Source organism: Georgenia sp. SUBG003 (assembly GCF_000715355.2).
Taxonomy (GTDB): Bacteria; Actinomycetota; Actinomycetes; order Actinomycetales; family Actinomycetaceae; genus Georgenia.
Window position 1 is genome coordinate 2,412,887 of sequence record NZ_CP180204.1, and the last position, 12,950, is coordinate 2,425,836.

13 protein-coding genes and 2 pseudogenes are annotated in these 12,950 nt (G+C 72.5%); 11 read left to right on the forward strand and 4 right to left on the reverse strand.

All coding sequences use genetic code 11. The features are described 5' to 3' along the window. The first annotated feature begins 26 nt into the window (after nucleotides 1-26). The gene (locus DA06_RS12125; protein WP_043500405.1) at nucleotides 27-725 is read left to right on the forward strand and encodes an HAD hydrolase-like protein; all 699 of its coding nucleotides are present in this window, start codon (nucleotides 27-29) and stop codon (nucleotides 723-725) included. 258 nt (nucleotides 726-983) lie between these two features. Here the strand turns inward: DA06_RS12125 and DA06_RS12130 are convergent. Then, nucleotides 984-1,175, reverse strand: a pseudogene (locus DA06_RS12130) (FAD-dependent oxidoreductase); the annotation flags it as partial. Between the two features lie 26 nt (nucleotides 1,176-1,201). Here DA06_RS12130 and DA06_RS12135 point away from each other — a divergent pair. The 3 genes from DA06_RS12135 (at nucleotide 1,202) to DA06_RS12145 (ending at nucleotide 4,159) form a co-directional block, all read left to right on the forward strand. Beyond that, a complete protein-coding gene (locus tag DA06_RS12135) occupies nucleotides 1,202-1,477 on the forward strand; it encodes a DUF3017 domain-containing protein (RefSeq protein ID WP_043500410.1) in 276 nt (91 codons plus the stop codon). A gap of 84 nt (nucleotides 1,478-1,561) precedes the next feature. Then, complete coding sequence (locus DA06_RS12140; protein WP_043500412.1) at nucleotides 1,562-2,845, forward strand: hemolysin family protein; 1,284 nt, start codon at nucleotides 1,562-1,564, stop codon at nucleotides 2,843-2,845. A gap of 96 nt (nucleotides 2,846-2,941) precedes the next feature. Further along, nucleotides 2,942-4,159 (forward strand): NADP-dependent isocitrate dehydrogenase, encoded by a 1,218-nt coding sequence (locus DA06_RS12145; RefSeq protein ID WP_043500414.1) that lies wholly within the window; start codon nucleotides 2,942-2,944, stop codon nucleotides 4,157-4,159. Nucleotides 4,160-4,338: 179 nt separating this feature from the next. Here the strand turns inward: DA06_RS12145 and DA06_RS12150 are convergent. After that, nucleotides 4,339-4,660, reverse strand: a pseudogene (locus tag DA06_RS12150) (IS30 family transposase); the annotation flags it as partial. Nucleotides 4,661-4,937: 277 nt separating this feature from the next. On the opposite strand from DA06_RS12150, the gene DA06_RS12155 reads away from it, so the two are divergent. The 6 genes from DA06_RS12155 to DA06_RS12180 are packed head-to-tail and all read left to right on the forward strand — an operon-like array spanning nucleotide 4,938 to nucleotide 10,477. Then, entirely contained in the window at nucleotides 4,938-5,951 is a 1,014-nt protein-coding gene (locus DA06_RS12155; RefSeq protein WP_052436683.1) for an AAA family ATPase, read from the forward strand. Between the two features lie 16 nt (nucleotides 5,952-5,967). Further along, nucleotides 5,968-6,861 (forward strand): DUF58 domain-containing protein, encoded by an 894-nt coding sequence (locus DA06_RS12160; RefSeq protein ID WP_043500419.1) that lies wholly within the window; start codon nucleotides 5,968-5,970, stop codon nucleotides 6,859-6,861. Then, nucleotides 6,845-7,318, forward strand: coding sequence for a hypothetical protein (locus DA06_RS12165; protein ID WP_043500421.1), 474 nt, complete (start codon nucleotides 6,845-6,847; stop codon nucleotides 7,316-7,318). The genes DA06_RS12160 and DA06_RS12165 overlap by 17 nt, the downstream gene beginning before the upstream one ends. Next, nucleotides 7,315-8,328, forward strand: coding sequence for a VWA domain-containing protein (locus tag DA06_RS12170; RefSeq protein ID WP_418607839.1), 1,014 nt, complete (start codon nucleotides 7,315-7,317; stop codon nucleotides 8,326-8,328). Before DA06_RS12165 ends, DA06_RS12170 begins: the two co-directional genes overlap by 4 nt. Beyond that, on the forward strand, nucleotides 8,325-9,353 hold the full coding sequence (locus DA06_RS12175) for a VWA domain-containing protein (RefSeq protein ID WP_043500440.1): 1,029 nt from the start codon (nucleotides 8,325-8,327) through the stop codon (nucleotides 9,351-9,353). The genes DA06_RS12170 and DA06_RS12175 overlap by 4 nt, the downstream gene beginning before the upstream one ends. Beyond that, a complete protein-coding gene (locus DA06_RS12180) occupies nucleotides 9,350-10,477 on the forward strand; it encodes a hypothetical protein (RefSeq protein ID WP_043500426.1) in 1,128 nt (375 codons plus the stop codon). The genes DA06_RS12175 and DA06_RS12180 overlap by 4 nt, the downstream gene beginning before the upstream one ends. A gap of 1 nt (nucleotide 10,478) precedes the next feature. Here the strand turns inward: DA06_RS12180 and DA06_RS12185 are convergent, their stop codons facing one another. Continuing rightward, complete coding sequence (locus DA06_RS12185) at nucleotides 10,479-10,934, reverse strand: DUF664 domain-containing protein (protein ID WP_418605156.1); 456 nt, start codon at nucleotides 10,932-10,934, stop codon at nucleotides 10,479-10,481. Then, nucleotides 10,892-11,791, reverse strand: coding sequence for a TetR family transcriptional regulator (locus tag DA06_RS12190; RefSeq protein ID WP_418605157.1), 900 nt, complete (start codon nucleotides 11,789-11,791; stop codon nucleotides 10,892-10,894). Before DA06_RS12190 ends, DA06_RS12185 begins: the two co-directional genes overlap by 43 nt. A gap of 189 nt (nucleotides 11,792-11,980) precedes the next feature. Between DA06_RS12190 and DA06_RS12195 the strand changes: the two genes are divergently transcribed. Further along, nucleotides 11,981-12,946 carry a hypothetical protein gene (locus tag DA06_RS12195; protein ID WP_043500431.1) on the forward strand — a complete coding sequence of 322 codons (966 nt, stop codon included), beginning with the start codon at nucleotides 11,981-11,983 and terminating at the stop codon, nucleotides 12,944-12,946. Nucleotides 12,947-12,950 lie beyond the last annotated feature (4 nt).

Consider the following 12,950-nt stretch of genomic DNA (forward strand, 5'->3'; position numbering starts at 1 on the left):
ACCATTCCCCTTCTGGAGGACGTTCTATGACTTCGCCCCGCTCCGCCGCGCCCGTGACGGAGGCGCCGGAGGCCCTGCGCGCCACAGCCGTGCTGCTCGACCTCGACGGCACGATCACCGACTCCGCGCCCGCGATCACCAGCGCCATCGCCGAGACCCTCGCCGCGTTCGGCTACCCGCCCGAGACTCCGGAGCAGCTGCTGCGCCACGTCGGCCCGCCCATCCGCGACGGCCTGCTCGAGTTCGGCGGCGTGCGCGAGGAGGACCTCGAGCCCATGGTCCTGCACTACCGCGCGCTCTACGCCCAGCGCATGCTCGACGTCGCGCTCTTCCCCGGCGTGCCCGAGCTCATCCGCTCCCTCCGTGCGGCCGGGGTGCCGCTCGCCGTCGCGACCTCGAAGATGCGCCACATGGCCGTGCCGATCCTCGAGCACGCCGGCCTCGCCGACGAGTTCACCGTCATCTGCGGCGCGACGCCGGACGAGTCGCGCTCCACCAAGGGCCAGATCGTCGAGGACGCGCTCGCCGGGCTGTCCGCCGCCGGGGCCGACATCTCGCGCGCCGTCATGGTCGGCGACCGTCACCACGACGTCGACGGCGCCACCGAGCACGGCATCCCGGTCATCCTGGTCGAGTGGGGCTACGCCCGGCCCGGCGAGGAGGAGGGCGCCCACGCCGTCGTCCGCGACGCCGACGAGCTCGCCGCCGTCCTCGGCGCCTCCTGAGGCGCGCGGCCCGCATGTCGATTGCCGACGGCGGCGTGCGCCCCGACAGCCAGGACGGCGGCGTCCGCCTCCAGGACCACCCCCGCCCCCGGCCGCGGGCCGTGAGCCGACCGGTTCGGCCCCGACGCGGACGGTGCCGTCCTCCGCCGCCAGCCGGACGGCCCGGAAGCCGCGGAGCACCCGGTCGGCGAGCAGGTCCAGGTCCCCGTACCCCTCGCCGCTCAGCCAGACCGGCTCGGTCCGGGAGAACAGCTCCTTGGACAGCGGCGGCCGGTCGTACGGGGCGATCCGCTCGGCGCCGACCACCGTGACGTCGCCCTCGAACCCCTGGGACCGTAGCTCGGCGACGGTCCGCAGCCCCGCCAGTCCCGCGCCGACGACCAGCACCGAGCGGGGCGGCGGCGGAGGCGGCGGAGAGGTCGGACCGGGGACTGCGGCAGGCACGGGCACGCTGCCACGGTAGTCTCGTCCTCGAGATGACCACCCGCCTGCTCCGTACCTCGACCTTCGCCGTCGTCGTGGCAGCGATCGTGACCGTCTGCGCGCTCGCCGTGCTGGTCGACGCGCGCACCGGCGTCACCGCGCTCGCGGCGTTCCTCGCGGTGGGTGCGCTGCTGCGGGCGGTGGTGCCGGAGTCGGTCCTTCCCGGGGCGCGGACCCGCGCCTTCGACGTCGCGTTCCTGCTCGCGCTCGCCGTCGGCCTCGGCTACCTCAGCCCCTGGGGAAACGCCACCCTTCCTGCAGGAGTCTGAGGCTCTTGCGGTTCGTGAGCGCGTGAGCCTTCGCCGTCCGCATAATCGTGCGGCCCCGGACGGGGCCGACCGGAGAATGGAAAGGTGAGCGAGATAGCCGTCGACATCGCCCTGGTGCTCTTCTTCATCCTGCTGGGCGGTGTGTTCGCGGCGTCGGAGATGGCGCTCGTCTCGCTGCGTGAGAGCCAGGTCCGCTCCATGGCCGCCCGCGGACGTGCCGGGGCCCGGGTCGCCAAGCTGACGTCGGACTCCAACCGCTTCCTCTCCGCCGTGCAGGTGGGCGTGACGCTCGCCGGGTTCTTCTCGGCGTCCTTCGGCGCCGCCCAGATCGCGCCCGTCGTCTCCCCGGTCCTCGTGGGCTGGGGCGTGCCGGAGTCCCTCGCGCACGGCATCGCGTTCGTCGCCACCACGGTGGTGATCTCCTACCTCTCGCTCGTGCTCGGCGAGCTCGTGCCCAAGCGCCTCGCCATGCAGAGCGCCGAGAAGTTCTCCCTCGTCGTGGCGACCCCGCTGGACTGGATCGCGACCCTCCTGCGGCCGGTCATCTGGTTCCTCGGCGCCTCCGTCGACGTCGTCATGCGTCTGCTCGGCCGTGACCCCACCGCCCAGCGCGAGGAGATGGGCACCGACGAGCTCCGCTCGCTCGTCGCCGAGCACGAGTCGCTCGGCGACGAGGAGCGCGACATGGTCGTCGAGCTGCTCTCCGTGGGCGAGCGGACCGTGCAGGAGATCATGACGCCCCGCACCGAGGTCGAGTTCCTCGACGCCGGGATGGCCGTGGAGAAGGCCCAGCAGCTCGTCGGCACCCTCGAGCACTCGCGCTACCCGGTGTGCGGGGAGAACAACGACGACGTCCTGGGGTTCGTCCACGTGCGCGACCTCATCAACCCGGCGCCGCACGTGCGCACCATCGGTGACCTCGTCCGCGACCTTCTCTTCTTCCCGACGGGCAAGCTCGTGCTCAACGCGCTGACGGAGATGCGCAAGAGCCACGCCCACCTCGCCGTCGTCGTCGACGAGTACGGCGGCACCGACGGGATCGTCACCCTCGAGGACGTGGTGGAGGAGTTCGTCGGCCAGATCCAGGACGAGTACGACCGCGAGCCGCCCGAGGTGCTCGGGTCCGGTCAGGTCGAGAACGTCGCCGGCCTGCTCGGCCGGGCCGAGGTGGCGAGGCTGTTCGGCCGGGAGCTGCCCGACGGGCCGTACGACACCCTCGCCGGTTTCGTCATGGCCGAGCTCGGCAGGCTTCCCCGCGTCGGCGACTCCGTGGCCTGGGAGGGCCTTGCCCTGGCGGTGACCGCGATGGACGGCCGGCGCATCGACCGCGTCGAGGTCCGGCGCCCGAGCGAAGTGCCCACCGCCTGATATCTCGATATCGAGTAATCTGTCTGTCGCGCGGGGCCCCGGCGCGCGAGAAGTCGATCTGCGCCCGTCACGGGCGGTCAGGAGTGTTGCGGGACCATGACGAAGATCAAGGTGGCGGGCCCGGTCGTCGAGCTCGACGGCGACGAGATGACGCGCATCATCTGGCAGTTCATCAAGGACCGACTCATCCACCCCTACCTGGACGTGGACCTGCGCTACTACGACCTGTCGATCCAGAACCGTGACGCCACGGACGACCAGGTCACCATCGACGCGGCGAACGCCATCAAGGAGCACAACGTCGGCGTCAAGTGCGCCACGATCACCCCCGACGAGGCCCGCGTCGAGGAGTTCGGCCTCAAGAAGATGTGGGTCTCGCCCAACGGCACCATCCGCAACATCCTGGGCGGCGTCGTCTTCCGCGAGCCGATCATCATCTCGAACGTCCCGCGCCTGGTGCCGGGCTGGACCAAGCCGATCGTCATCGGCCGTCACGCGCACGGCGACCAGTACAAGGCCACCAACTTCAAGGTGCCCGGCGCCGGCCAGCTGACCATCACCTTCACGCCGGAGGACGGCTCGGAGCCGATCCAGCACGTCGTCGCCAACTACGGCGAGGACGGCGGCGTCGCGATGGGCATGTACAACTACAACAAGTCCATCGCGGACTTCGCGCGGGCCTCCTTCGCCTACGGCCTCCAGCGCAGCTACCCGGTGTACCTCTCCACGAAGAACACGATCCTCAAGGCGTACGACGGCGCCTTCAAGGACATCTTCCAGGAGGTCTTCGACAACGAGTACAAGGCCCAGTTCGAGGAGGCCGGGCTCACCTACGAGCACCGCCTCATCGACGACATGGTCGCGTCCGCCATGAAGTGGGAGGGCGGCTACGTCTGGGCCTGCAAGAACTACGACGGCGACGTCCAGTCCGACACCGTCGCCCAGGGCTTCGGCTCCCTCGGCCTCATGACCTCGGTCCTGATGACCCCGGACGGCAAGACCGTCGAGGCCGAGGCCGCCCACGGCACGGTCACGCGGCACTACCGCCAGCACCAGCAGGGCAAGCCCACCTCGACCAACCCGATCGCCTCGATCTTCGCCTGGACCGGCGGCCTCAAGCACCGTGGCAAGCTCGACGGCACGCCCGAGGTCACCGGCTTCGCGGAGACGCTCGAGGACGTCGTCATCAAGTCGGTCGAGTCCGGCAGGATGACCAAGGACCTCGCCCTGCTGGTGGGCAAGGACCAGGAGTGGCAGACCACCGAGGACTTCCTCGCCACCCTCGACGAGAACCTGCAGGCCCGCCTGGCCTGACGTCGTCACCTCCCGGCGCCGGGCGCAGTCGCCGCCCGCGCCGGACGCAACGGTGAGGACCTGGTGCCCCTGCGGCACCGGATCCTCACCGTTCCTCTTTCCCTCGGCGCCGCCCGCCCGCCGCGTCTCCGACCCCACCCCCCGGCGAGATGTCATTTCCTCCGCGAGACGTGGCGGTCTCAAGGGGTGGTTGCAGCACCGGCTTGTTGGTGGGTGGAGAGTAGCGCCTCGAGAGCCTCGGCCGGGGTGCGCCAGTCCAGGGGTCATGCGGGGGCGGCCGTTGAGGAGGGCGGCGACCTCGTCGAGGCGTTCGGGGCCGTGGACCGACAGGTCGGTGCCCTTGGGGAAGTACTGGCGCAGCAGGCCGTTGGTGTTCTCGTTGGAGCCGCGCTGCCAGGGGCTGTGCGGGTCGCAGAAGTACACCGGCAGGTCGGTGGCGAAGGTGATCTCGGCGTGGCGGGCCATCTCCCGGCCCTGGTCCCAGGTCAGCGAGCGGCGCAGCTGCTCCCCGAGCGCCCACACCCACGTGCGGTCCGCTGTGGTTCTGGTGGTGGTGTCCGGCACCCGACCAGGGTAGGCGCGCTGCGACCGCGGCTCGACACCGCGAGCGCCACCGGCCTGCCACCCGCGCTCGCGGTGTCGCGCAGCGCTCGCGCTGCGGCTGCCGCATCCGTCCGGCGGGCCGCCGGACGGGGACTTCTGCCCGTGAACCCGGCCCCCGGGCGGTTGCCTCGTGCCATACGCTCGACCAGGCAGCAGGCGAGAGTATGGGGGCCAGATGAGCGAGTCGGCGACGGTGCGCCAGCACCAGATCATCACCGAGTCGGAGACGGAGCGCGCCGAGCGCCTGGTCTCCCGCATCTCGGCGATCTTCGGCGAGCGCGTCGTCGGGCAGGACAGCCTGCGCGTCGCGCTGATCTCCACCATGCTCGCGGGCGGGCACGTGCTGCTCGAGTCGGTGCCCGGCCTGGCCAAGACCACGGCCGCACAGACCCTCGCCGGCGCGGTGTCCGGGACGTTCCACCGCATCCAGTGCACGCCGGACCTGATGCCCAACGACATCGTGGGCACCCAGATCTTCAACTACGCCACCAACGAGTTCTCCACCCAGCTGGGCCCCGTGCACGCGAACTTCGTGCTGCTGGACGAGATCAACCGCTCCTCCGCCAAGACCCAGTCGGCGATGCTCGAGGCGATGCAGGAGAAGCAGACCTCCATCGGCGGCGAGGTCTTCCCGCTGCCCCGGCCGTTCATGGTCCTGGCCACGCAGAACCCCATCGAGGAGGAGGGCACCTACGTCCTGCCCGAGGCGCAGATGGACCGCTTCCTCATGAAGGAGGTGCTCACGTACCCGACCCCGAACGAGGAGGTCGAGATCCTCGAGCTGACCTCCGCCGGCGCCTTCGAGGACCCGATCGAGCACGAGCCGATCTCCCTCGACGACGTCCAGTTCCTGCAGGGCCTCGTCAACCGCGTGTACGTGGACCTGTCGATCAAGCAGTACATCGTGGCGCTGATCAACACCACGCGCGGCGGCGGCCCGCGCCCCCTGCCGAACTTCCACCAGCACGTGCGGGTAGGCGCCTCCCCGCGCGGCGGCATCGCGCTCATGCGCGTCGCGCAGGCCGTCGCCCTCCAGGAGGGGCGCACCTACGTGGTGCCCGACGACGTGAAGAAGCTGCGCCACCCGGTGCTGCGCCACCGTCTGGTGCGCACGTACGACGCGCTCGCCAACAACGTCGCCCCCGAGTCCCTCGTCGACGCCGTCTTCGCCACCGTCCCCACCCCCTGACCGCGCCGGGGCACCGATGTCCACCACCACCTCCCGCCTCGCGAAGGTCCGCGCCCGGCTCGACCTGCCCACGGTCCGCCGCGCCGCGGGCCTGCTGGAGGGACGCCACCGCTCGATCTTCACCGGGCACGGGCAGGACTTCGACGACCAGGTGGAGTACCGGCCCGGGGACGACATCGGCGACATCGACTGGAAGTCCTCGGCGCGCGCCGGGCACCCGATCATCCGCCGGTTCGTGCGGGAGTCGAACCTCGCCATGGTCGTCGCCGTCGACACCGGCCGGAACATGGCCGCCGCGGCGCCGTCGGGCGAGCCGAAGTCGCAGGTGGCGATGTTCGCGGCCGACGTCGTGGCCTACCTCGCGCGTTCGCGAGGGGACCTCGTCGCCCTGGTCGCCGGCGACGCCGAGCGGATGGTCCAGCTGCCCGGCCGCGGCGGCACCGCCCACCTCGAGCTGCTGCTGCGCACCGTCGAGGCGGCGCTGAGCCTCGACGCGCCGCCCTCGGACCTCGGCCGCGTGCTGGACCGGGTGCTGACCTGGTTCACCCGCCGGTCCCTCGTGGTCGTCATCACCGACGACGCCCGGCCCGGACCGGAGCACGAGGACGCCCTGCGCCGGCTGCGGACGCGGCACGAGGTCATGGTGATCGCGGTGGCCGACGCCCTGCCGACGGCGCGCGGCATCGGGCCGACGGCGGACGTCGACGGCGCCGCGCCGCTCCCGGCGTTCCTGCGGGACGACGAGAAGCTCCACGCGGAGGCGCTCGCCGCCGTCGAGGCCCGCAAGGCCGCGGTCCGGGCCGTGCTGCGCCGTCGGGGCATCGAGTCCGTCACCGTGGCCAGCGAGGACGACCTCGTGGACCGTCTGATCGACCTGCTCGGGAGGCAGCGCCGTGTCGCCCGACGTTGACCTGCTGGCGCCGGAGGCCTACACCTGGTGGGTGCCGGCCCTCGGCGCGGCACTCCTGCTCCTCGTCGCCGCCTGGTACGTGTTCGTCCACCGCTGGACCGACCCCGCGCGCGTGGCGGAGCGGGCGCGGCGCCGCCGCGCCCCGGCGCCGATGAGCAACAACCTCCGTCAGCGCTTCGCGGCGGAGGTGGACGAGCACCACGACCGCTACCGCGAGGGCGAGTACGACCTGCGCGAGCTCCACCTGGAGCTCTCCCGCACCATGCGCGAGTTCGCCTCGGAGCGGATCGGCACCGACGTGCGCGCCTGGACGCGCGGCGACGTCGCCGGGTACGACCCGACCCGCCGGATCGGCGGCCTGCTCGCGCAGTGGGAGGAGCCCAGCTTCGCCGTCCGCTCCGACGCCGCGGCCGCCTCCTCCGCCGCCCACGCCAAGGAGGTGATCGCGCAGTGGTGACGCCCTGGCTCGTGCCCGTCGTCCTCGTCGCGATCGCGGCCGCGGCCGCCGCGGGCTGGTTCATGCGCCGGCCCGAGCGGCGCGCAGGCGCCGTCACCTGGGTGGCGAACTCCGGGTACCTGCGCACCCTCACCGGCTACCGCCGTCGGATGCGGGTGCTGCGCGGCGGGCTCGCCGTCGCGGCGGCCGCCCTGGCGCTGGCGTCCCTGGCGACGGCGTCGCTGACCGCGCGGCCCGTGGACCGCGACGTCCGCTCGGAGGTCCTCGCCACCCGCGACATCGTGCTGTGCCTGGACGTCTCCGGGTCGATGATCGAGCTCGACACCGAGATCGTGCAGAAGTTCAGCGAGATGGTCGACTCCTTCGAGGGCGAGCGGATCGCGCTGAGCGTCTGGAACAACACCTCCCGCACCGTCTTCCCTCTCACCGACGACTACGCCCTGGTCAAGGACGAGCTGGACACGGCGGCGGCGGCGCTCGACTTCGACCTCGACGCCTGGGTGTACGACCAGGAGGCGCTGGAGAAGCTCGAGGACTTCCTCGTCGGCACCGTCTCCCTCGACAACGAGTCGTCCTCGCTCGTGGGGGACGGGCTCGCCACCTGCGCGCTCGCGTTCGACGCCTCGGAGACCGAGCGGTCCCGCTCGATCATCCTCGCCACCGACAACCTCGTGCTCGGCACCCCCATCTACGCCCTGCCGGAGGCAGCGGACCTCGCCGCGGAGCGGGACATCACCGTCCACGGCATGTACGCGTCCCTCACGGACGCCGGCTCGGCGCGCGCGAAGGCCGAGATGCAGAAGGTCGTCACCTCCGGCGGCGGCCTGTTCTTCGAGGCCGACGACCCGGACGCCGTCGACGGCATCATCGAGGACATCGAGGCGCAGCAGGCGATCGACCTTGACGCCGACCCGCAGCTCGTCGTCACCGACCGGCCGGACCGCTGGTACGGGTGGCTGGTGGCCGGCCTGGCCGTCTTCCTCCTCGTGGTGTGGAGGGTGCGGACATGATCCTGCGGATGGTCTGGCCCGTGTGGGCCCTCGTCATCGTCGTCGGGCCGATGCTGGGACTGTGCGTCTATGCGTGGCTGCGGGCGCGCCGCACCCAGGACGGAACCGCGCTCGCCTGGCTGCGGCGTGGCGGCCTGGTGCTCTCCACCCTGGCGATCGGGCTCGCCCCCGCGGTGCCCGCCGCCACCGAGACCGTGGAGACGAACGCCGAGGTGTTCTTCGTCGTGGACCGGACCGGCTCCATGGCGGCCGAGGACTACGACGGGAACCAGCCGCGGCTCGACGGCGTGCGACACGACCTCGTGGCGCTCATGGAGGCGCTGCCCGGCGCGCGCTACTCCGTCATCGGGTTCGACTCCCAGGCGGCCCGCCAGCTCCCGCTGACCACGGACTCGCGGGCCGTGCGCTCCTGGGCGGAGACGCTGCGCCAGGAGATCACCTGGTACTCGGCGGGCTCGACCATCGACCGGCCCGTCGCCGCCCTCACCCAGGCCCTCGAGGCGGCCGCCGAACGCAACCCCGCCAACGTCCGCCTGGTCTTCCTGCTCTCCGACGGCGAGAACACCGACGGCGACAACTCCTCCTCGGCCGCCCAGGAGGGGGCCTACGCGGCTCTGGCCCCGCTGGTCGACGGCGGTGCGGTGCTCGGGTACGGCACCGCGGAGGGCGGTCAGATGCGCTCCTACGACGGCACCGACTCCTCCGGCCCGGGCACCGACGCGCCCTGGATCACCGACGACACCCAGCCCGGCTCCCCGCCGGCGGTCTCGCGGATCGACGAGACGAACCTGCGTCGCGTGGCCGAGGACCTCGGCGTCGAGTACACGCACCGGCTCGGACCGGACCCGGTGGACCAGCTGGTCGCCGGCGTCGACGTCGAGGAGATCGCCGCCGACGGGCGCCGCGACATCGACACCTACCGTGACGTCTACTGGCCGGCCGCCGCCCTGCTCGCGGTGCTGACCGCCTGGGAGGCGTTCGAGCTGGCCGCGCGCTGGCGGCGGGTGCGGGAGGTGGCGGTATGAGCGACCTGCGACGAGGACCCGGACTCGGCGACGGGCGGGAGACCCCGCGAGGTCCGCTGCCGGAGCACCTGCGCCTGAGGCGTCGGATGCTCGCCCTCTCCTCCCCGGTCGTGCTGCTCCTGCTCCTGGCGGGCAGCCTCCTGCTCGGGGTGACGTTCGGGAACCTGCACGCGCGCGCCGCTTACGACGACGGCCGGTACGCCGCCGCCGCGGAGCGGTACGGCTACCAGGAGCCGTTCACCGCCAGGGTGCTGGAGCCGTGGAAGGCGTGGTTCAACTCGGGCACCGCCGAGTACCGGGCGACGGAGCACTTCCGCGCCGTCGAGGACCTGCGTGAGGCGCACCGGCTGGTGCCCCTCGGCACCACCGACGCCGACGGCGCCCCGGACCCGACGACGCCGGAGTGCCGCGTCCGCACGAACCTCTCCCTGGCCCTGGAGGCGATGGGCGACGACGCCCAGGACGCCGGGGATCCGGCCATGGCTCTCGTGCACTACAACGAGGCGATGGACATGATCGGCCCGTGCACGTCGGACGGGCAGTCGGAGTCCGACGAGCAGCAGGACCAGAGCGAGGACCCTTCGCAGGACCCGGGTCAGGAGCCGTCGCAGGATCCGAGCGAGCAGCCGTCGCAGGATCCGAACGAGGACCAGTCGCAGGACCCGGGCGAGGACCAGTCGCAGGACCCGGGTGAGGACCAGAGCCAGCAGCCCGGCGAGGACCAGAGCCAGCAGCCTGGCGAGGACCAGAGCCAGCAGCCTGGCGAGGACCCGTCGGAGCAGCCCGAGAGCCAGCAACCCGGCCAGGGCCAGGACCAGCAGCCGGGCGGCGGGACCCCGGACCAGGCGGAGCAGCGTCAGCGGGACAAGGCCGACCAGGCGGAGCGCGACGCCGGGGGTGGGCAGGGGAGTCCGCAGGACCAGCCCGGCGGGCCGGGGCAGGACGACCCGTCGGGCGGCCAGGGACCCGGCGACGAGGACGCGCCGTCGGGCGGCGGCGAGCCTCAGCAGCCGACCGACCCCCGGCAGCGCGAGCTGGAGGAGCGCAACCGGCAGGCGGAGCGCGACCGGCAGGAGCAGGAGCAGCAGGAGGGCGGCGGCTTCGGCGGCGGCCAGAACTGGTGAGTCAGTTCCCGTCGGACGGGAGCATCGGCCAGTCGGCCGGCGGGTCCTCGCCGACGCGCCCGTCGATCGCCTCGCGCAGCAGATCCATGTGGCCGGTGTGCCGGCCGTACTCCTCGATCATGTCGTGCAGGTGCCGCCGGATGCTCGGGCGCTCACCGTCGAACTCGAGCTGACCGGGCTGGTCCAGCCCGCCGTCGTGGAGGAGCTCGCGCAGCCTCGCCCGGGACCGGGCGACCGCGGCCTCCCACAGGGCGTACACCTGCTCGGCGCTCTCGTGCGGGTCGACCGTGAACTGCCAGCGCTCGACGTCCTCCTCGGGCACCGTCAGCGAGGTGACCGGCGGGCGGCCGGACATCCGCCAGCAGAAGATGTCGTCCTCGCACACCGCCAGATGCTTGAGCAGCCCGCCGACGGTCAGCTCGGAGGTGGGGACGGCTCGCGCCCGGAGCTGGTCCACGTCCAGGCCGTCGGCCTTCCACCGGAAGGTAGCGCGCAGGCGCTCCAGCGTGCCGACCGCGTGCTCGACGTCGGTCCCGGCGAGCGGCGGTTCCCAGGGCGGGTCCTGACGGGGCATCGCGTCTCCTCCTGCGGGGTCTGTCTGCGTGCGGCTGATCCGGCCGCCCGGAGTGGACCCGCTGCTGTCAGGCGACCTGCGCCGCCGCCGGGGCCCCGTCCTGGGCTGCGTCCTGGGTTGCTTCCGGGGCCACGGTGACCGGGCCGGTGAGCGGCGCGCCCACTGCCCGGAGCACGAACTCCTCGGTCGCGGTGGCGAAGGCCGAGCGGCCCGGCTCGTCCTTCGGGCCGCGGCGCCCGCTCAGGCAGGCGTGGACCAGGGGCACCACCGAGTCGAGGTCCTGGCCGGGGGATGGCGCCGGCGTCGATGGCGCGGGTAAGGATCTCGCGCAGCAGGGCCTCGACCTGGCGCACGTGCGAGCGCAGGTCCTGGACGGCCTCGCGGGAGACCACCTCGCGCAGGTCCGGACCGGGTGCGAAGTGGTAGGTCGGCGCGAGCTCCAGCTGCTGGCGGACGTACACACGCAGCTGCTCCACGGGCTCCTCGACCTCGGCCAGGGACTCCTCGAGGGAGCGCACGTAGGTCGACGTCTCGTGCTCGATGAACGCCAGGAGGAGCGACTCCTTGTCGGGGAAGTGGTTGTAGACCGCCGTGCGGCCGATGCCCGCACGGGAGGCGATGTCCGCGAGCGAGATGGCGTCGAAGCCGCGCTCGCCCATGAGCGCGGAGAGCGCCTCGAAAAGTGCGGTGCGCGTGCGCTCGCGGTGCTCCGCCAGTGAGCCGCCGATGATCTTGGGCATGGACAGATCATGCCACTTGCTGACGAAGGTGTGTGAATCGTCGTGAAGAACCGCGGCTCGTCGTCGCCAAACGCTCGGACGGGTGGTGCCGGCGTGCGCGAGGTCTCACCGGGCAGTCCTCCCCATCGGCACGGGCGGGTCTATGCCCTAGCCTCCGGAGGAGAACGACCGTAACCCGAAGGAACCCGCATGACCACCGCCGACCAGTACTCGTCCTACGACGCCAGCAACCCGTCCACGCCCCCCGAGGCCCTCGCCGAGATCGCCGCGCACCGCCCGGAACTGCGTGCCCTGGTGGCGGCGAACCCGTCCACCCCGGAGCCCACGGCGCAGTGGCTCGTGGGCCTCGGTGACGTCGCGGTCGACGCCGCCCTGCGCCGCCGCCCGGGCGCGGACGTCGGCGCCAGCAACTCCTCGTCCGGCTGGCAGCAGCCCGACGCCGGACCCCAGGCGGCGTACGGGCAGCAGGCAGGGGACAGCCAGGGGGGCCATGGCCGGGCCACCGACTTCGCCCACCCGTCCGGGCTCTACGGGCAGCCGGCCGGGTCCGGCCAGCAACCGACTGCCGACGGTCAGCAACCGACTGCCTACGGTCAGCAGCCGGGTGCCTACGCGCAGCAGCCGAGCCCTCACGGGCAGGCCGGAACCTACGCGCAGGCGGACGCCTATGGTCAGCCCGGTGCCCACGCGCAGCCCGGCGCCTACGGGCAGCAGCCCGGCGCCTACGGGCAGCAGCCCGGCGGCTACGGGCCGGGCTACGGCCAGGCCCATGGCCACGAGCACGGTCACCCGGGCACCCAGCCGGCCTACGGCTACCAGTCGCCGCAGGCGGGGCCCTGGACCACGGCGCAGCCCGCGAAGTCCGGCTCCGCCGTGAAGTGGATCATCGCCGGGGCGGCCGTGGTGGTCGTCGCCGTCGTGGCGGTCATCATCGGGCTGACGGCTGCCATGGGGCCCATCGCCTCCGACGGCGCCGACGCCTACGGCGACGACCCGGCGCTCGACGCTCTCTGGGACTCCTGCGAGCAGGGGGACGCCCAGGCGTGCGACGACCTCTTCATGGACTCGCCCGTCGGCTCCGAGTACGAGGACTTCGGCGCCTCGTGCGGCGAGCGGTTCCCCGGCACGGAGCAGTACTGCACCGAGCTGATGTGAGCCC

Bases quoted from the DNA above. Each gene is read 5' to 3' on its own strand.
- DA06_RS12175 (WP_043500440.1), top strand. From the start codon at position 8,325: ATGATCCTGCGGATGGTCTGGCCCGTGTGGGCCCTCGTCATCGTCGTC.
- DA06_RS12160 (WP_043500419.1), top strand. From the start codon at position 5,968: ATGTCCACCACCACCTCCCGCCTCGCGAAGGTCCGCGCCCGGCTCGAC.
- DA06_RS12180 (WP_043500426.1), top strand. From the start codon at position 9,350: ATGAGCGACCTGCGACGAGGACCCGGACTCGGCGACGGGCGGGAGACC.
- DA06_RS12190 (WP_418605157.1), bottom strand. From the start codon at position 11,791: ATGCCCAAGATCATCGGCGGCTCACTGGCGGAGCACCGCGAGCGCACG.
- DA06_RS12195 (WP_043500431.1), top strand. From the start codon at position 11,981: ATGACCACCGCCGACCAGTACTCGTCCTACGACGCCAGCAACCCGTCC.
- DA06_RS12135 (WP_043500410.1), top strand. From the start codon at position 1,202: ATGACCACCCGCCTGCTCCGTACCTCGACCTTCGCCGTCGTCGTGGCA.
- DA06_RS12155 (WP_052436683.1), top strand. From the start codon at position 4,938: ATGAGCGAGTCGGCGACGGTGCGCCAGCACCAGATCATCACCGAGTCG.
- DA06_RS12145 (WP_043500414.1), top strand. From the start codon at position 2,942: ATGACGAAGATCAAGGTGGCGGGCCCGGTCGTCGAGCTCGACGGCGAC.
- DA06_RS12125 (WP_043500405.1), top strand. From the start codon at position 27: ATGACTTCGCCCCGCTCCGCCGCGCCCGTGACGGAGGCGCCGGAGGCC.